Annotated in this window: 13 protein-coding genes and 2 pseudogenes; 11 read left to right on the top strand and 4 right to left on the bottom strand. The window is 38.3% G+C overall.

Annotated elements, in window-relative coordinates:
• Positions 1–52 precede the first annotated feature (52 nt).
• From IPK31_01005 to IPK31_00965, 9 genes and pseudogenes are all read left to right on the top strand, one after another.
• Positions 53–2355, top strand: a pseudogene (locus tag IPK31_01005) (family 20 glycosylhydrolase).
• A gap of 1010 nt (positions 2356–3365) precedes the next feature.
• Positions 3366–6494: a TonB-dependent receptor gene (locus IPK31_01000; GenBank protein ID MBK8086665.1), complete on the top strand. Its 3129-nt coding sequence runs from the start codon at positions 3366–3368 to the stop codon at positions 6492–6494.
• 23 nt (positions 6495–6517) lie between these two features.
• Positions 6518–7980, top strand: a pseudogene (locus IPK31_00995) (RagB/SusD family nutrient uptake outer membrane protein).
• A 44-nt stretch (positions 7981–8024) separates the two neighbouring features.
• Positions 8025–8330 (top strand): hypothetical protein, encoded by a 306-nt coding sequence (locus IPK31_00990; protein ID MBK8086664.1) that lies wholly within the window; start codon positions 8025–8027, stop codon positions 8328–8330.
• A 71-nt stretch (positions 8331–8401) separates the two neighbouring features.
• Positions 8402–9391 (top strand): DUF4832 domain-containing protein, encoded by a 990-nt coding sequence (locus IPK31_00985; protein ID MBK8086663.1) that lies wholly within the window; start codon positions 8402–8404, stop codon positions 9389–9391.
• Positions 9392–9409: 18 nt separating this feature from the next.
• A complete protein-coding gene (locus tag IPK31_00980) occupies positions 9410–9709 on the top strand; it encodes a PKD domain-containing protein (protein MBK8086662.1) in 300 nt (99 codons plus the stop codon).
• Between the two features lie 128 nt (positions 9710–9837).
• Positions 9838–10089, top strand: coding sequence for a hypothetical protein (locus IPK31_00975; GenBank protein MBK8086661.1), 252 nt, complete (start codon positions 9838–9840; stop codon positions 10087–10089).
• Positions 10090–10344: 255 nt separating this feature from the next.
• The gene (locus IPK31_00970; GenBank protein ID MBK8086660.1) at positions 10345–10800 is read left to right on the top strand and encodes a hypothetical protein; all 456 of its coding nucleotides are present in this window, start codon (positions 10345–10347) and stop codon (positions 10798–10800) included.
• Complete coding sequence (locus IPK31_00965) at positions 10727–11425, top strand: galactose mutarotase (protein ID MBK8086659.1); 699 nt, start codon at positions 10727–10729, stop codon at positions 11423–11425. The genes IPK31_00970 and IPK31_00965 overlap by 74 nt, the downstream gene beginning before the upstream one ends.
• Before the next feature lie 98 nt (positions 11426–11523).
• On the opposite strand, the gene IPK31_00960 is transcribed toward IPK31_00965, so the two are convergent.
• The 3 genes from IPK31_00960 to IPK31_00950 are packed head-to-tail and all read right to left on the bottom strand — an operon-like array spanning position 11524 to position 14140.
• Positions 11524–12222, bottom strand: a complete 699-nt coding sequence (locus IPK31_00960; GenBank protein MBK8086658.1) for a DUF4832 domain-containing protein — start codon at positions 12220–12222, stop codon at positions 11524–11526.
• Positions 12135–12971, bottom strand: a complete 837-nt coding sequence (locus tag IPK31_00955; GenBank protein MBK8086657.1) for a DUF4874 domain-containing protein — start codon at positions 12969–12971, stop codon at positions 12135–12137. The genes IPK31_00960 and IPK31_00955 overlap by 88 nt, the downstream gene beginning before the upstream one ends.
• Positions 12972–13024: 53 nt before the next feature.
• Positions 13025–14140, bottom strand: coding sequence for a DUF5009 domain-containing protein (locus tag IPK31_00950; protein ID MBK8086656.1), 1116 nt, complete (start codon positions 14138–14140; stop codon positions 13025–13027).
• 125 nt (positions 14141–14265) lie between these two features.
• On the opposite strand from IPK31_00950, the gene IPK31_00945 reads away from it, so the two are divergent.
• Both IPK31_00945 and IPK31_00940 read left to right on the top strand, forming a co-directional pair.
• Positions 14266–15303 (top strand): LacI family DNA-binding transcriptional regulator, encoded by a 1038-nt coding sequence (locus tag IPK31_00945; GenBank protein MBK8086655.1) that lies wholly within the window; start codon positions 14266–14268, stop codon positions 15301–15303.
• Between the two features lie 184 nt (positions 15304–15487).
• On the top strand, positions 15488–16549 hold the full coding sequence (locus IPK31_00940) for an aminoglycoside phosphotransferase family protein (GenBank protein ID MBK8086654.1): 1062 nt from the start codon (positions 15488–15490) through the stop codon (positions 16547–16549).
• A 284-nt stretch (positions 16550–16833) separates the two neighbouring features.
• Here IPK31_00940 and IPK31_00935 read toward each other — a convergent pair whose 3' ends face one another.
• Complete coding sequence (locus IPK31_00935) at positions 16834–18222, bottom strand: Gfo/Idh/MocA family oxidoreductase (GenBank protein ID MBK8086653.1); 1389 nt, start codon at positions 18220–18222, stop codon at positions 16834–16836.
• Positions 18223–18307 lie beyond the last annotated feature (85 nt).

The following is an 18307-nucleotide window of genomic DNA, read 5'->3' as shown; positions in this document are numbered from 1 at the left end:
AGCAGCAATTTGCACATACGATTAAACACAGTGTTTACTTAAAACAGTAGTTATGTTATTCAAAAAAATAATTCTGCTTATCACTTTGTCAGTTCCGGTTATGATGAAGGCGCAGCAGTCGCCCATCATTCCTCAACCTGTTGATGTGAAAATGGGCGAGGGTTTTTCCTCATTGACAATAAAACGTCCGTGAATTTTAAAGCTGAACAAACAGCATTAAAGCCGGCAGTTGATTTTTTTGTATCAACCATAAGGCATATTTCAGGAACAGCTTTGCTTGTTAATAAACCTGCAGGCAAAATAATTGAACTGATTCTCGATAAAAATGCTTCAATAAAAGAGGAAGGTTACCAGCTGATGGTAAACAAATCAACCATTGTAATTAAAGCAAACAGTTATGGTGGTATTTTTTACGGACTGCAATCTTTATTACAAACATTGCCACAGGTTCGTACCAATGCTGCATTGAAGGTACCCTGTATGCAGGTGAATGATTATCCAAGATTCAAATGGAGAGGAATGCACCTGGATGTAAGCCGTCATTTCTTTTCAGCGGATGCAGTTAAAGAATACATTGATCTGATGGCGATGTATAAGATGAACACTTTTCACTGGCATTTGGTAGATGACCAGGGTTGGAGAATCGAGATCAAAAAATATCCGAAGCTCACGGAAACAGGAGCGTGGAGAGTTGATCAGACAGATAAGATCTGGGGAGCAAGACCGCAGGCACAACCCGGTGAAGAAGCAACTTATGGTGGTTACTATACACAGGAACAGGTAAAAGAAATTGTGGCATATGCAAAAGCAAGGAATGTTACCATCGTTCCTGAAATTGAAATGCCGGGCCATGTTGCTTCGGCAATTTCATCTTACCCTCAGCTCAGTTGCACACAGCTGCCGCAGTTGCCAATGACCGGTGGAAATTATACCAACATGTCATCCAATTACTGTGCAGGTAATGATGAAGTGTTTGGCTTTTTACAGGATGTATTAACAGAAGTAATTGCTCTCTTCCCTTCAACTTATATTCATATCGGTGGCGATGAAGTAGATAAAGGCCCATGGAAACAATGCAGCAAATGCCAGGCACGTATGAAGAAAGAAGGCTTGAAGAATGAAGAAGAACTGCAGAGCTATTTTGTAAAGCGCATTGAAAAATTCATCGTCAGTAAAAAAAGAAAAATGATTGGCTGGGATGAAATACTCGAAGGTGGTTTGGCTCCTGAAGCAACTGTAATGAGCTGGCGTGGTGAAAGCGGCGGAATACAGGCAGCAAAAATGAATCATAATGTGGTAATGACACCGGGCACTCCCTGTTACTTTGATCATTACCAGGCGGGACCTGAAGGTGAACCATTGGCCATTGGAGGTTTTAATACTTTAAAGAAAGTGTACGACTATGAACCTATCCCCAAAGAATTGAATGCTGAAGAAGCAAAATATGTATTGGGTGCTCAGGCAAATCTCTGGACTGAATTTATTTCTACCACCGAACATGTGGAGTACATGGTACTACCAAGAATGCTGGCATTGGCAGAAACAGTATGGTCACCAGCCGCCAATAAAAACTGGACAAGTTTCAATGAACGGTTAAAAGTTCAATTCAAAGCATTTGATCAGAAAGGATTGCACTATTCACCCGGCAATTTTACAGTTGACATTAAACCTATATCTGAAAATGGAAAGCTGAAAGTAAACCTGGTTACTGAAATTCCGACGGTATCTATTTATTATACAACAGATGGTTCTGTTCCAACTGCATCAGGGAATAAATATCAAGGCCCCATTTCAATTGAAACTTCTCAAACCATTAAAGCAGTTTCCGTTCAGAATGGAAAGGTGATGAACCTTGTTCCTGCTGAGCAGTCGTTTGTTATGCACAAAGCAATTGGAAGTAATGTGCAGTATGCAATTCCATTTTCAAAATATTACCCGGCTGACGGGCCAAATTCGTTAACGGATGGCGTGAGAGCAAAGAATGCAGCCGGTAAATACTGGCATGGCTTTAATAAAGACAATCTCATTGCAACCGTTGATCTTGTCTCTGAAAAAATGATCAGCCTGGTGGCATTGGGTTGTTTACAGAATTACAGGGATTGGATTTTTCTTCCCAAATCTGTGAAGTTTGAAATTTCAGTTGATGGAAAGAATTTTGTTGAAGTGGGAAACCTGGTCAATGATATTCCCCCAACTGTTACCGCATCAACCATTAAAAATTTCACAGTAAAATTTTCGGCAACCAATGCAAGATATATCCGTGTAACGGCTGTAACATTGGAAGCCTGCCCTAAAGGACATCCGGGTGAAGGAAAGCCGGCATGGACTTTTGCAGATGAGATTGTGGTAGAGTAATAAGCCCTTTTGCTGGTTTTTTTGAGTATCAGAAATAAATCACCATAAACACGGCCTTCAAGCTTCATTCAGACAGTTTGAATTTCGACTGATATTCTCTGCACATGACAGGAAACTCTGAATTTGTAACAAGTTGAATGTTTTATTTTTATACTAAAAAGGGTATAAATTCTGAAAAAGTAATAAAATCCTCCATAATCTGGTTAGAGAAAGGTAAATCCTCCGGTACAGTTAAGGCCCTCATTATTGGGGGCTTTTTTTTAAACTCCCTTTTTATAGTCCCATAACTGTTTTATTTGTTTACATGTGGTTTGCCAGCCAAATCATTTAAAATATTCTTTTAGCTGATTTGACTTTTGTCCGGCATTCTGCACTTTATCGTACTGCTCCAATTTCGTGAAGAGTTGTTTATTTAAGCAAAGACAGTAATCAGTCAATCTGTAAAACTATCTTCCAGGCTAACCTTCCATAGTTCATTCGCTGAGTTAAGGTTGAAAAATAAACCACGACAAACCTGAATATCCTTTCTGTTTATGATGATTTGGTTGAAGTGACTCCAGATTATTTAGAAACAGGGTTAAGATAGTTTAAAATTATTATTACTTCTGGGTTTGAATGATCCTAATTTGACTTACCCGGCCTCATTCAAAGGCACGTCTATATGAAGATGCTTAGATTATAAAGAAACAATAGTCATAATTACTTTTAAAAGGCTAAAAGCATTCTCACAATATGACAGGAGGATTTTGTTTTACTGTATAGCTATTGTTTTTAAAACCATCATTTCAGCAGCAGGGAGTTCCATTTAATTAAGATTGCAGTGATTATTTAAAAATCACGCAACCGTTTGCATCCAAAAAACAAGCGTTTGCACAGAGTAACCCGGGCATATCCACTTTGCTCAAAGTATCTTTTTTAAATAAAATGTATCACTTTAGTAGTAGAAATCTAAAGATACCAATTACTAAAACTAACGTTATATGCAAGCTCAATTTCTTAAAAAATGCTTTTTGTTTATAATAGCATTTACAGTTTTTGCTTTTGAGTCAGAAGCACAGAAAACAATTTCAGGTAAGGTTACCGACAGGGAGGGAAATCCATTACCGAATGTAACAGTTCAGGTAAAAGGAACATCCAATACAACTGCTACAAATATTAAAGGAGATTTCTCAATTGTTACTTCGGCTACAGACTCTCTGATTTTTACATCAGTTGGTTATTTAACACGAACAATTGCTGTTAACAGCAGAGGAGGCGTTGATGTTAAATTGTCGCAGGAAATCAAAACACTTGAAGATGTGGTGGTGGTTGGTTACGGCACACAAAAGAAAAGAGACCTTACTGGAGCTGTTTCATCTGTAAAGACCAAAGATCTTGTGATTTCTTCCGGACCGGAAATTGGCAATATGCTTAAAGGAAAAGTTGCCGGTCTAACTATCCGTCAGAACAGCGCACAGCCGGGCGGTGGTTTGGATATATTAATACGTGGAGCCGGTTCTGTTAATGCAAGTAACGCACCATTGTTTGTTGTAGATGGTTTTCCTATCAGTGATCTACAGCAACCTGAAAGCGGTGGCAGGTACCAGGCTGGAACACAAAGTATTCTGAGTTCTTTTAATCCAAATGATATTGAATCAATCGAAGTGCTGAAAGATGCCAGCTCAACTTCTATTTATGGTTCAAGGGCTGCCAATGGTGTAGTGCTTATTACAACAAAAAGGGGCAGTGAAGGTGGAGTGAAAGTTCAATACTCAAATAATTTTTCCATTCAAAAATTTAAGAACCCGTTTGATGTGCTCCCGTTAAATGAATGGAAACAGGTACGCAATGAAGCAGCAAGAGAAAACTGGGAGTTTGAAAATAATGTTGCACCATATGGCGGAAGAACACTGGCAGAAGCTGAAGCAAACCCTGTGAACGGGCCATATATAAAGTTATATACACAGAATGCTATTAATAATGTTGGCAGGGGTACCGATTGGTTTGATCTTGTTACAAGAGACGGATCAACTGCACAGCATAACCTGTCAATGTCGGGCGGAACTAAGTATACCAAGTATCTTTTATCAGGAAATGTCTATGATCAGAAGGGTATCATAAAAAATTCAGGGTTTAAGAGATACTCTGTGAGGGTAAATATTGACCAGGAGATAAACAGGTACTTCAAGGTTGGTTTTAATTTTACAGGAAGCAGAATTGACAATTTAAATGCACAGCTGGGTGGAGACCAGTATGAAAATTCAGGGATCATAAGAGCTGCTATACAGCAGGGCCCGCACATACAGGCGATTGATGAGGATGGTAATTATCCATTAAACCCGCAATTGGCATTGCAACCCAATCCTTATTCCTTATTAACAATAAGTGATGAAGGAAGAACAGAAAGAATGCTGGGAAACTTCTTTGTAGATATTACACCGATAAAAAACCTGACTATCAAATTAAAAGCAGGGATGGACAGGGGTTATGCAAAAAGACAAAGCTATATACCTGTTACAACTTTGCATGGCGCTCTGGAACATGGAAGGGCATTTGTTTCCAATACTGATAAGGATGACTACTTATTAGAAGCAACGGCCAACTATACCAAAACGCTGAACGATTTACATAAATTTGATTTGCTGGCCGGTGTTTCTCAACAAAAATTCATTAATAAGTTCAACAGTGCAGGTGCAACCGGTTTTATTACTGATGCTTTTTTATGGAACAATCTTGGTGCAGGAAGTATTCAGTTGCCAACCAATTCTGCCGGTTCAAAGAATTTAATTGCTTCTTATTTTGGCCGGTTGAATTATAATTATAACGGCCGTTATTTCTTCACCGCTACTGTACGTGCTGATGGTGCCAGTGTTTTTGCAGCAAATCATAAATGGGGAACATTCCCTTCTGCTGCAGTAGCATGGAATATTGCAGAAGAACCCTTTTTCGGAAACCTTAAGTATACTTTTTCTCAGCTGAAATTCAGGTTTAGTTATGGGCAAACTGGTAATGCTACTATTAACAGTAATGCGTTTGCTGCCTACAGTGCCTATCCGGCATGGCTTTCCGGAAATGATGCGAGACTGATTGGTGTTTCGTTATCAAGACTGGAAAATCCGGATCTGAAATGGGAGACAACAACCGGAACAAATTTTGGTTTAGACTTTTCTCTTTTGAATGGTAAAATTGATGGTTCAGTAGAAGTGTTTAATAATATAATATCAGATTTGTTAGCAACCAAAACATTGAACTCTTATCAGGAAGTAAATACAATCATTGCCAATATCGGAAAAACACAAAGTAAAGGTTTTGAAGTAACTATCAATACACGTAACATTCAAACCAATAACCTGCAGTGGAGAACAATGTTTGCTTTATCCCGTTACAAAGACACCTGGAAGGAAAGAGCTCCTGACTGGAAGCCTAATATCTACGAAAGCGCAAATGATCCGATAAGAGCTATGTACAGCAGGATAGCTGATGGTATTTTACAGATTGGTGAAGCCGTGCCTGTATCTCAGCCGCAACTTAAACCGGGTATGATTAAGATTAAAGACATTGATGGTTTTGCAAGGGATAATAGCGGAAACCCCATGGTAGATGCAAACGGAAGGTTTATAAAAATGGGAAAACCTGATGGAAGAATTGATGATGCAGATACCAAATTGATTGGCAGTTATGATCCAAAATTTATGGCTGGTATCACCAATATAATTACCTACAAAAACTTTACACTCAATTTTGATTTTAATGCCCTGTTTGGCCGCCGTATGACCGACCCTAATTACACTGCTTACGGTTTCAGTGCTTACGGTATTTATTCAAATGGTTACAATGCGTTAAGATCAGTAAAGGAAAGGTGGACACCACAAAATCCATCTACAACAAATCCAAGTTCTTTCTGGGGTTTTTCGCCTTACAGTGTTGGTGATTTCTTTCTGCAGGATGCATGGTTCATAAGGTTACAGAATGTTTCATTAGGTTATAATATTCCACGTAAAATATTAAAAAATGTATTTAGCTCTGCACGTGTGCATGTGGATGCACAGAATCTTTTTGTAATCAGTCCTTATAACGGGGTTGATCCGGAAACAGATTCTTACACAGCGGCATATCCTTATATCAGGACATTTACCATAGGGCTAAACGTTAACTTTTAAATTTTACAACTAAAAGAAAAATTATGAAACGCTATACATTAATATTATTCCTGCCATTAGTATTACTGGTAAACAGTTGTACGAAAGACCTGAAGCCTGTTGATTATTCAGAAATCAATCCGAATATATTCCCTAAGTCTGCAGCAGACCTGGATGCAATGGTAAATGCAGCTTATTACCCTCTGAGAGGAGCTTGGTTTGATGGAATATTTTCAACATCAGAAAGAGGTGTTATGTTTCTAAGTGATGCCAGCACAGAAATTTTGCATGGTAAATATGGCGATCAGCTTACAGCTTCTTTACAAAATTACCGGGCAGAGGATGCTGCATTTACCCGTTATTATGATGACTTCTATAATAAGATAAGCCGTATGACCATTACAATTGATCTGATTGAACGATCAACTGTAAGCGAAGATTTAAAAAAGAAGGCTATTGCACATGTGCGTTGTGCAAGAGGTTTGCTTGCTTACACCCTGTTTGATTTATATGGACCGTTTGTAGTTGCTCCATTGGATATATTAAAAAATCCATTGAAAGAAGAGCCGTTGGCAAGATTGACAAATGATCAGATGGTTGCATTTATCGAAGCCGATCTTGAAGCTGCAGCAGCGGACCTGCCTTTGCCATCTGCGTCAGAATATGGAAGGTTTAATAAGGCACTTGCAAAAATGATTAACATCAGGCTGAACCTTCATGAAAAAAAATGGGCGAAAGTAAAAACATTGTGCGATGAAATAATTGCTTACAACACTTATTCACTGGATGCGAATTATTCAGCCATGTGGGACCTGGAAGGAGCAAAAGCAAGTCGTGAAGTTATCTGGGCTATTCCATGTGATTATGCTGGCACCAGCGAAAATCAATGGCAACTGATGGTGTTGCCGTCAAATTATGGTCCGTTAGGAGGATGGGGAACCATCTCAAGTACCTGGTGGTTTTATGACAGGTTTGAGGCGAATGATAAAAGAAAGAAAATGCTGATTGCAGAATATACAGGAACAGATGGTATTACTTATAACAAAGCTAATCCCGGAAGTATACTTGATTGGGGCCCTATTCCATTAAAAATAAATCCCGATGCAGCCAGAACAACCGGCCTTACAACTGTTGATATTGTTATGTACCGCTATGCTGATGTGTTATTGTCAAAAGCAGAAGCCATTGCGAATTCCGTGCACCAACTGCTGAAGCGATCGAATTGGTAAACGTAGTAAGAAGAAGAGCTGGGTTAACTGATAAACAATTATCAAGCTACAGTTCACTGTCTGCATTTAATGATTTGATCTTATTAGAAAGAAGCCATGAGTTCTGGTGTGAAAACGGACAATACAGGGCCGACCTTATCCGCCATGGAAAATTTGTGAGCCGTTGCCAGGAAGTAACACTGTCAACTTTTACCGGACCGAACAAAGTAGTGTATCCTTTTTCACTAAAAGCTATTGCTGAAGGCAAAGGGAAATTCATTCAGAACACCGGGTATTAATAATGGATTGTTGTGTTTTTCTGTCTGGTATTAAAAATTGAATTATGAAATTAATCAGGATTTATAAACTGTTTTTTACATTTCTTTTATTGTGTTGTAATACAGCATGCAGGAAAACGAAGAAAGATCCTGCACCTGTTGATAATGGAGTAAATTATACCATTTCAAATACGATTTTTCCTAATCCTGAACGGGGATTTATCCGTACAATGATTGTTTATTCTGAGGGAGGAGCTTTAAATGTGGCGCAATTAAGTATTCTGAGAAGCCAGAATGTATCAATGGTATTAAGGGTTTTTATCTTGATGCGTTTAAAAGTCAGCCTCTCAGTGCAGCAGAACTTTCATTAATACAGGGCGATCTTGATAAGATACGTAACGCCGGTTTAAAGGCGATAGTAAGATTTGCTTATACAGATAATATGACTGGTACGGATGCGCCCTATTCAATTATTGTGCAACACCTTGATCAGTTGAAGACGGTCTTTGAAACAAACAAAGATGTTATTGCATTTGTGCAGGCCGGGCTTATTGGTGCATGGGGAGAATGGCACGATTCAAGCAATGGACTTGCCACGACCGATAATGAACGTCTTGTATTAAATAAACTGCTGAGTGTTTTGCCCGAAGGAATTATGGTTCAGGTAAGAACACCCGGAATGAAACAGCAAATCTTTAATACCACAGTACCTGTAGGAGCGGACATTGCTTATTCAAATGAGAACAGGGCAAGAGTGGGTCATCATAACGACTGTTTTTTAACAGGTGGAACAGATTATGGCACTTACAGTAATGTTACTGCGGAGAAACAATATATAAGTAACGAAGCATTGTATGTGCCAACTGGCGGTGAAACCTGTCCGCCATCGGCAGGGTACGACCCTTCATGCAATGAGGGCAGGAATGAGATGAAATTGCTGAAGTGGACTTACCTCAATTTAGATTGGTATCCGGCAACGATCAATGCGTGGAAAACCTCCGGTTGTTTTGATGAATTTCAGACAAACTTAGGCTACAGGCTGGCGTTAGTCAACTCAAAAACAAGTAAACAGGCGGCGGTAAATTCAGGCCTGCCGGTAAGCATAAGTATTACCAATAAAGGGTATGCTCCACTTTACAACAGGAAAATCACTTACCTGGTTTTGAAAAATAAAACAACAGGCTTGTATTATGAAAAAGAGATGGCTGTTGATTTGAGAACCTGCAAGCCTGAAGGCACGCTTGCGGTTAATGAGAATGTAAGTTTATCCGGAATACCTGCAGGTGACTATGATCTTTATTTGAGAATTGCGGACAGAGCTGCCGGTTTAAAAGCAAGAATTGAGTATGCCGTAAGGCTTGCTAATGTTGATGTATGGGTAGAAGAGAATAATGGAATGAATAACCTTAAGCAACAATTGAAAATAAATTAATCTACTAAAACTAAAATTATGAAAAGGAATATTTATTTATTTGGTATGCTGCTGTTGATCATAGGCAGTATTTCCTGCAAAAAAGACAAAAGCGGCAGTGGCTTAAAAGCTGTCTTTAGTTATGTGGCTGATGGTTATAAAGTAAACTTCACCAATTTCTCCACCAATGCTAAAGAATATGTGTGGGATTTTGGTGATGGAAGCGGACAGACTTCTACTGCCCGGGCACCGCAACATGTGTTTAAAAGAAAGGCAATTTTCTTGTATCACTTACTGCAAAGCAGGGTACAGAAACCAACATCTTTATTGACACTGTAAACATCATTGGTCCGAATATTAAAATTGACGGAGATTTTTCTGATTGGCAATATGTAGAGTATACTTATGAGAATGCAGCAACATATGGCGGCAGCCTGCTTGCTGTTAAAACCTTTGCCTCCAGTGATATGTTGAATATTTATTTAGAAGGTACAGCAGATATGAAAATGGAAATTATTGATATATATATGGATGCAGATAACAACGCTGCAACTGGTTTTAACACATGGTACTACCCGGTTCATGCCGGCGCAGATTTCCTGTTAGAAGGCAGTCCTGTTGGTGGCTGGGGAGATGTATTTAAACATTCCGGAGCGCAAACTGCATTTTCATGGACACCTGTTGCTTCGTTTAGTGACGCATTGTTTTTTCAAGTTTAAAAACAGTCAATGGAAAAAATATTATTGAGTTCTCAATTAAAAGGAGCGTGCTTGGTACAACAAAGAACTTTGTAAACTTTGGATTGGTTGAATCAAATTCCGGCTGGACAGAAATTGGGCAGATCCCTGAGGCCAAAACTGCAACTTCTAAATTTATAGTCGTTCCATTATAATTTTTTATCGGACAGTTTTTTATAAGAGGTATATGCACCTTATGCCCCCTTTGTTTTTATTAAAATTTATAATCAGTTGCAAGTGAAAGAAGGAGCTAAAAGTATTACTACGGAAACAGAAACAGTGAAGAAGAATAAATCCTTACCTCAGTTAAGTACATATACAATTGAAAATGTAAATGGAACCAGGTTGATCGTGTCAAATTTAGGAGCTATTGTTATTTCCTTATTTGTAAAAGATAAAGATGGCAAACTTGCTGATGTAGTATTGGGTTACGATACACAGCCGGATTACCAGGCAGATGAATTTTATCTCGGCTCTGTAGTGGGGAGATATGCCAACCGTATTGCAGGAAGCACAATTGTACTTGATGATGCAACATACAACCTGCCGGTAAAAGAAGGGGCTATCATTTACATGGCGGTTTGGAAGGGTTTAATAAAAAGTATTTTCTGCCCGCCCCTTGACCAACGCTTCGGGAACAGGAATTGTATTTACTTATACAAGTCCTCACCTGGAAGAAGGGTTTCCCGGTGAACTGAAGCTGGAAGTAACGTATATGCTCAATGATAACGATAGCTGGACTATTGAATACAGGGCAGAAACAAGCAAGACAACATTAATAAACGTAACACAGCATACTTATTTTAATTTATCAGGTAATCTTTCAACAAGCATTGACGGGCATGAATTAAAAATACCTGCCGGTTTTTATTTGCCTGTAAATTTCATGCAGGTGCCAACGGGTGAAATAGCTGATGTAGTAAATACTCCTTTCAATTTTACAGAGTTTAAAAAAATTGCCAAAGACATTAACCAGGATAATGTTCAGTTAAGATTAAGTAATGGATATGATCACAGTTTCGTTCTTGAAAAAGAACATTCTTCTCATTTGAAGCATGCAGCTGCTGTTTTAGAACCTGTATCGGGAAGAAAACTGGATGTGTATACTACAGAACCGGCAATCCATTTTTATTCAGGAAATTTTCTTTGTAATGTAAAAGGAAAAAAGGGAGATATATATAATAAACGTTCCGGGTTCTGCCTGGAAACACAGCACTTCCCCGATACTCCTAATCACAGCCATTTCCCATCAACTGTTTTAAAACCCGGCGAGCAATTTTACAGTAAGACTATTTTTAAATTCTCCGTTGACAAATAGTAAGAAATGCAAACGACTATTTTAGTTACGGGTGGAACAATTATAGGAGCCAAAAAGGGTTGGTGCAGTTGAAACTTATTCATCTGTAAAGGAAGAATCTACTTCACCTGTAATACATGCTTCAAATCATTAAACCCTGTTGCTGCTTCCCACATACTTTCATTAGCCAGTTGGATACTGTAAGCAGGGTTGTTTTGTAAACTTTTATAACCATCGGGAAGATTCAGCAATAGTTCGTATTCTCCCTTTTCTACTGATGTATTTATCATAAACTGTTGTTGCAGTACTATTTTGCCTGTAACCCATCGTTGAATATTGACTTTAAAATTCAGGACAAGTAATTTGCCTGTTTGTTTATTGCGCAGGATTAATTGCACAGGCCTTGGATTAAAGGGACATGCGAAACCCTTGTTTTCTAACTGAAGTTGAATTATAAAACTTCTGCCTCCAGTTACTTTTTTCGGAAACACAGCGTTTTCCAATACCAATCGATAACCCAGTTTCTGTTTGATGCTTTTCATGCAGCCCAAAGAATCCCAATCATTATTTACCTGGTTGTTGTATGCTGCATTTAAATAGCTGTAATGCATGGCTGCCATTTCTTTTTCTGCATGTCCAAACGGCGCACAATCATTCTGAGGGCTAAAAGCATCATCGCAGGTTTCACCACCAACGACTGTGAATTTTGTATCCGCTTCAATATATTTTCTTAATACTTCATTAGCAGGCTGTCTGGGTTGCGTAGAACTTCCATAATCATAATAGGTTCCATAATCATCAGGCGAGGATAAAAGCAATCATTATGAAAACCAATTCTTGATTGATAAGAGCCATTAAAAGCAGCTAAAAATTTAAGTGGCAGGCTTTTTACTGTTGCAGACGGGCCAAATACAAATTTTTGCTTTATCTGCGGTGTACGCACCTGTACCATCCTGTTATTTGGTAAGGCATCCAGCAATGCTTTCAGTAGCTCATTGCGGTGCAGCCAGCTGCTGTCTAATATCTTCCCGGCACCATTGTCAGAGGCATCCCCGAAATAATCAGTAAAGTAATTTTCACCCCAAATGCCAATAAATCCTTCCTGCAGAACAGCAATGACATCTGCATTCTTTTGCAATAAAGGCTTTAACTGTTTAATATGCTGCAACATGATATGCCGGGGAGCATCACCATAGGGAGGACAAATTTTATACTCACCCTTGCAATCACCTTCTTTTGCTGTATTCGTATAGGCAAAGCGAAGAATCATTTTCAGCCCGGCTTTTCTTACTGCATCAAAATCCTGCTGTAGTTTATACAGAAATGTGTCTGATAACGGCTGTTGAACAAACCCATCCAGCTCATAACCACGGTAAATCAAAGAAACATGTACAGAATAAGTTGCTCCTGCTGATTGCTGCGATTGTGTACGATAAGCATTTAACTGTTTTGCATCAAGCAAAATAAAATTACTGGCTTTTGTACCTGAAGGTATATAAAACCCCCGTTCGGGATTGCAGAAATCTTCATCACTTTCTTTATAATTTACAGTTATAGTTTGCGCCATTAACTGTATTGTGTATAGCCCAAAAATTGATAGAAGTATGATTCTTTTTTTCATTATATTTTTATAAATATTTTCTTTTTAAACAACCAATAACATAAATACCATTCTGCAAACAAAGTTATCAGGGCAGAAATCACAGCTGCCATTTTTTCATTGATCATTGTAAAACTCAGAAAGCCTTTTGCAAAAATACCAACAGCATTGTTGAACCACTGCAGCCCCACTGTTTCAAAAAACAGGTAAATAAAAATGGCATTCATTCCTACTACCACAAAAACCCATGCATATTTATTGATTTTTTTAACATCAGTGAGCCAGTATAAAAAAGCAAGTATTAATAAAACCCATCCACCACTCGAAAATACAAATGCTGAAGTACTGATGCGTTTGATGATGGGTGTAATATTCAGCCAGTCTAATCCATAACCCAATAGCAAACAAACGCCCCCTGCCAGTAATAATAGTTTGATTTTATTACTCCACGTTTTTTCACTTACTAATAACCTGCCTGCCAATACGCCCCAGATTGTATGTGCTGCCGTAGGTATAATATTAATTGCCACCCATCCATCGGTATTTATTTTGCCCATCAAAATCATATCCAACCAGTTGCCGAAGTTTTTGCCTGTAACAAAAGGCTCCTCATAACCGGGCATTAATACAAAACGGTATAAAGCTTCCGTCAGCAATAACAGGCCGATTGAAAAAATAATTTGAAATGCCGCTGATTTGCGGGTTATTAAATAGGCGATCAAAGTGGTAACAGATAATTGAGTAAGCACATTCCACAATTCCCATACTAATTTACCGGCATACACACAATGCAGTGCAGTACCACAAATAAACAGTTTAAGGCAACGGATGGCAATATGTTTAAAATTACTCTTCCAGCTTACTCCTTTCTGTGTTTTGAAGTAATAGGAAATAAACATAGCTGATCCTGCCATTGTCATAAATGCAGGTTGCACTAAATCCCAAAACCGTAATCCATGCCAGGGGTGATGAAAAAATTGCTGTACTGTTGTACCAAGTGCTCCGGGTAAGTGCAGAGCCTGTAAAGATTCATATAGCAAACAACTTTCTGCTGCCAGTAGAATCATTATCAACCCACGCATTACATCGAGTGAAAGAAGCCTTTTTGAATCAATGGTTTTTTCTGCTGATAACATGCTCTGTAAAGTAAACATAGTTCTTCAAACAGCGATCTGCTTTTGTTGCTGCTGTGCAACACAAACGCTTGAATTATTTAGTCAAACGTTTGCGTAAGATTTCATACATTACATGTTGTATTTTAATGAAAAATATAGTGCCAACAATAAAAGAAATTGCAAAGCAGTTAAACATTTCTATCTCAACTGTATCCCGTGCACTGCACGATCATCCCAGTATTGGGCTTCGTACAAAAACAAGAGTTCAGGAATTAGCGAAGCAATTAAAATACGAACCTAATCAAACTGCCATTTTTTTTCAGCAGGGAAAAACATTTACTCTTGGTGTGATTTTGCCGGAATTAAGCGAAGCTTTTTTTTCTGCTGCAATCAGTGGTATAGAAGATGCTGCTCATAAGGCTAACTACACTGTACTGATGGGGCAATCACATGACAGTATTGAAAAGGAAAAACAGTTAATTGAAACGATGAGAAAACACCGTGTGGACGGGCTGCTGATTTCAATTTCAAAAAACAGCAGTAATTACGAACATTTTGAAGAGCTTCAACGGTATAATATTCCGATAGTTTTCTTTGACCGGATTCCTAAAATCCCCAACATACATTCGGTGGCCTGCAATATGATTAATGGTACAGTGCAGGCGATTAATTTTTTATTTAAAAAAGGCCATCGCATCATTGGTATGATAAATGGCCCTGAAAAGTTGCCGGCAACAAAAGAACGATTAGATGGGTATATACAAGCCATGACGAAAAGCCGCTTAAAATATGATCCGGCTCTGGTTGTAAACTGCGATCTGTCAAGGGAAAACGTATGTAAAGTAACAGAAAAATTATTGTCGGGCAGGAGAAGGCCAACAGCAATTGTTGCATTTAATGATTATGTAGCGATGGATGCAGTGCAGCAGGCACAAAAAATGAAATTGAAAATCAATAAAGATATTTGCTTTGTGAGTTATGCTAACCTGGCCATAAGCAATTACACAGCTTTTCCTCCATTAGCATCAGTTGAACAATTTCCTTATCAACAGGGGCAAAAAGCCACCGAAACATTAATTGATTTACTGCAGCAAAAATCAAATGGTGAAGCAGAAAGCGGAAATGCAACTTATTATAAAATTATACTGGAATCACAATTGGTGGTATTTGACGGGAAACAATAAATTTCACGCATCATTATTTGATTAGTCAATTACTGGTGAAGCAATGTAGGTTAGAGCTGTTATAAAAGCTGTACTTCTGTTTCACCCTTTGTACAGTTTAAATGTATTTTCACTTGTTTTCCGCAAGCGCTTGCACTAACAAGTCAATGATTTAGGTTATAATTTTATTTTATAATTCAAATTTATGCTTCAAACTGTTCTTCAGGCATATGGAATAGCAGAAAGCCAGGTTGATATTAAGCCGTTTGGCAATGGATTGATTAATCATACATGGCTCATCAGTAATGGACAACCACAATATATTCTTCAGCGCATCAATGACCAGGTTTTCAAAAACCCCGAAGCCATAGCTCATAACGTTAATGCAGCAGCTGATTATCTTCAGAAACTTTACCCGGATTACTTATTTATAACATCAGTAAAAACTCTTTCTAACGGGGATGTTTTTTTTGATCAGGATAATGGGTATTTCAGGCTTAGCCCTTTTGTTCAAAATTCTCATACAATTGATGTGGTGGAGGATCCGCAACAGGCTTTTGAAGCAGCGGTACAATTTGGTAAACTCACGAAGCTGTTATCTGAGTTTAATGTGAGTAGTTTAAAAATAACTCTTACTGACTTTCATAATCTTTCTTTACGGTATAAACAGTTTGAACAGGCTTTATCAGAAGGGAATTCAGCAAGAATACAGCAATCAGAAAAATTAATTAATGCTGCTATTTCAAATAAGTCAATTGTTGATACATTTGAAACTATAAAAGTCAATTCACAATTCAAAACACGGGCTACACATCACGATACTAAAATAAGCAATGTGTTGTTTGATGAAAATAATAAAGGTTTGTGTGTTATTGATCTGGATACATTGATGCCCGGCTATTTCATAAGTGATGTGGGTGATATGCTGCGTACTTATTTAAGCCCAGTAAGCGAAGAAGAAAAGGATTATGCTGAAATTGAAATACGGGAAGAATATTTTCTTGCCATCCTGGAAGGGTATCTTGGTGAATTAAAGGGTGAATTGAGTGATGAAGAAAAGAGACATTTTGTGTATGCCGGGAAATTTATGATTTATATGCAGGCTCTTCGGTTTTTAATTGACTATCTGAACAATGATGTTTATTATGGTTCGAAGTATGAAGAGCATAATTTCGTACGAGCAGGTAACCAGTTTACTCTGTTACGCAAACTGATAGAAAAAGAAGATAGGCTCCAACAGTATGTAGCTGATTTTTGCTCCTTATAATCATCTTCTGGTACTTACTTTTTTCAATAAGCATACGAAAGCCTGCTTTAGTAAGTGCATCTCACAAAAACCCTCATCGCAGCATATTTAAGTAAGCCAAGTTAATATACAACGCTGAGGAGGAACTATTTCTGTATTCAGCTCCTATCCTGAATTCACGACTGTCACTACTCTGGAATAAAACACAATTTTTTTAGCTTTGCTGCAAAAAAAATCCGGTATAGAAATACCGGTTTTGTTGTTCAACTTTGATTGCTATATGATACATGACTGCTTACAGATGATTAATACTCACTTGTCAGCCCAAAAACGGGTTTACGTGCAGCCCATTTGCCTCTCGTAAAATCAGGTATGCTTTGTAATGAGCCACCTTCTGCTATCGATTTCTCACTTAGTGGTGTAACTGCATACCAGGTTGCCAGGTCGTACACATCTAAAGGGAATTGAACTTTTCGTTTTATACATTCAATAAAAGCGTTATCAACAAAAAAATCCATCCCGCCATGTCCGCTGTTAACTGCATCTTTTTCATAGCGTTTCCATAAAGGATGATCATGTGCTTCCATGAATTTTTGTGGATTATCCCACACATGTTTTTCACTAAGCTGATCAATATGTATCATCCCTTTGTCAAATTCACCTTCGTGGTGATCCTGCCAAATGCCATTTGTACCCTGCACCCGAAACCCTAAATTGTAAGGCCGGGGAGAGGATGTATCCAATGTCAGCACAATAGTTTCTCCATTGGCTGTTTGTAATTGTGTAGTTACAATGTCACCCTGTTTAAATTTAATTTTTGCATTGGGATGATTAGCTCCACCTTTTGGGTGATTAATAATATAACGGTTCAGTCCTCTTGATTTGGTTGCAATGGAAGACAGTTTTGTTAAGCGATTTCCCCGGTTAATATCAATCATTACAGCTGCAGGCCCTAAACTGTGTGTTGGATAATTTTCACCATTTCGATTTATATAATGTTGCGTACGCCATTTTGCTTCGCTGTAACCTTTATCGCCAAACTCTGCACCTGAATTATACGGAGTAAAGCCATCATTAAATAAAACCCCACGCAAATCATGCTGGTAACCACCCTGCAGATGTAATACTTCACCAAACATTCCTTTGGTTACCATATTGTGCACGGCCATTATATCCCTGCGGTAACAAACGTTTTCTAATGGCATGATGGGCATTTTTGTTTTTTCAGATACATTAACAAAATCCCAGCAATCCTGCAGTTTCATTGCACCACAAACTTCCATGCCCACTATCTTTCCGGCATTCATGGCATCGATTCCCTGCGGTAAATGCCACTCCCATGGTGAAGCAATAATTACTGCATCAATATCATCCCGTTTCAAAAGATTTTTGTAATCAGTCTTGCCATTGCTGTATTCAACAGGCGCTTTTTTCCCAAACTGTTTTACAATGGCCTGTGCCATTGCCATCATTTGTTTATCCGGATCAGCCATTGCAATTACTTCCACATCATCCCGTTTCAGCATTTCTGATAAGTGAAGCTGACCACGTAATCCAATTGCAATCATGCCTATCCTTACTTTCGTTTGCTGTTCAGCAGCGAAAACGCTTAATGGGGATTGAAGAAAAGCTATGCCTGCACCGGCCAGTGCAGTTTGTTTTAAAAATTTTCGACGGTCATAGTGGATTGTCATAAAGTAATTTTTGCACTTCAAACTTATAGTAATACCCGGTACGAATATTACGCAAACGCTTGTTGAAATAAATATTACGCAAACG

The organism is Chitinophagaceae bacterium (assembly GCA_016713085.1).
Lineage (GTDB): Bacteria > Bacteroidota > Bacteroidia > Chitinophagales > Chitinophagaceae > Lacibacter.
This window is presented reverse-complemented; position numbering and strand designations above follow the sequence as displayed.

Coding starts and splice junctions, on each gene's coding strand:
- IPK31_00990 (MBK8086664.1), top strand. CDS start 8,025: ATGAAATTAATCAGGATTTATAAACTGTTTTTTACATTTCTTTTATTG.
- IPK31_00985 (MBK8086663.1), top strand. CDS start 8,402: ATGACTGGTACGGATGCGCCCTATTCAATTATTGTGCAACACCTTGAT.
- IPK31_00980 (MBK8086662.1), top strand. CDS start 9,410: ATGAAAAGGAATATTTATTTATTTGGTATGCTGCTGTTGATCATAGGC.
- IPK31_00975 (MBK8086661.1), top strand. CDS start 9,838: ATGTTGAATATTTATTTAGAAGGTACAGCAGATATGAAAATGGAAATT.
- IPK31_00955 (MBK8086657.1), bottom strand. CDS start 12,971: ATGGCGCAAACTATAACTGTAAATTATAAAGAAAGTGATGAAGATTTC.
- IPK31_00950 (MBK8086656.1), bottom strand. CDS start 14,140: ATGTTATCAGCAGAAAAAACCATTGATTCAAAAAGGCTTCTTTCACTC.
- IPK31_00945 (MBK8086655.1), top strand. CDS start 14,266: ATGAAAAATATAGTGCCAACAATAAAAGAAATTGCAAAGCAGTTAAAC.
- IPK31_00940 (MBK8086654.1), top strand. CDS start 15,488: ATGCTTCAAACTGTTCTTCAGGCATATGGAATAGCAGAAAGCCAGGTT.
- IPK31_00935 (MBK8086653.1), bottom strand. CDS start 18,222: ATGACAATCCACTATGACCGTCGAAAATTTTTAAAACAAACTGCACTG.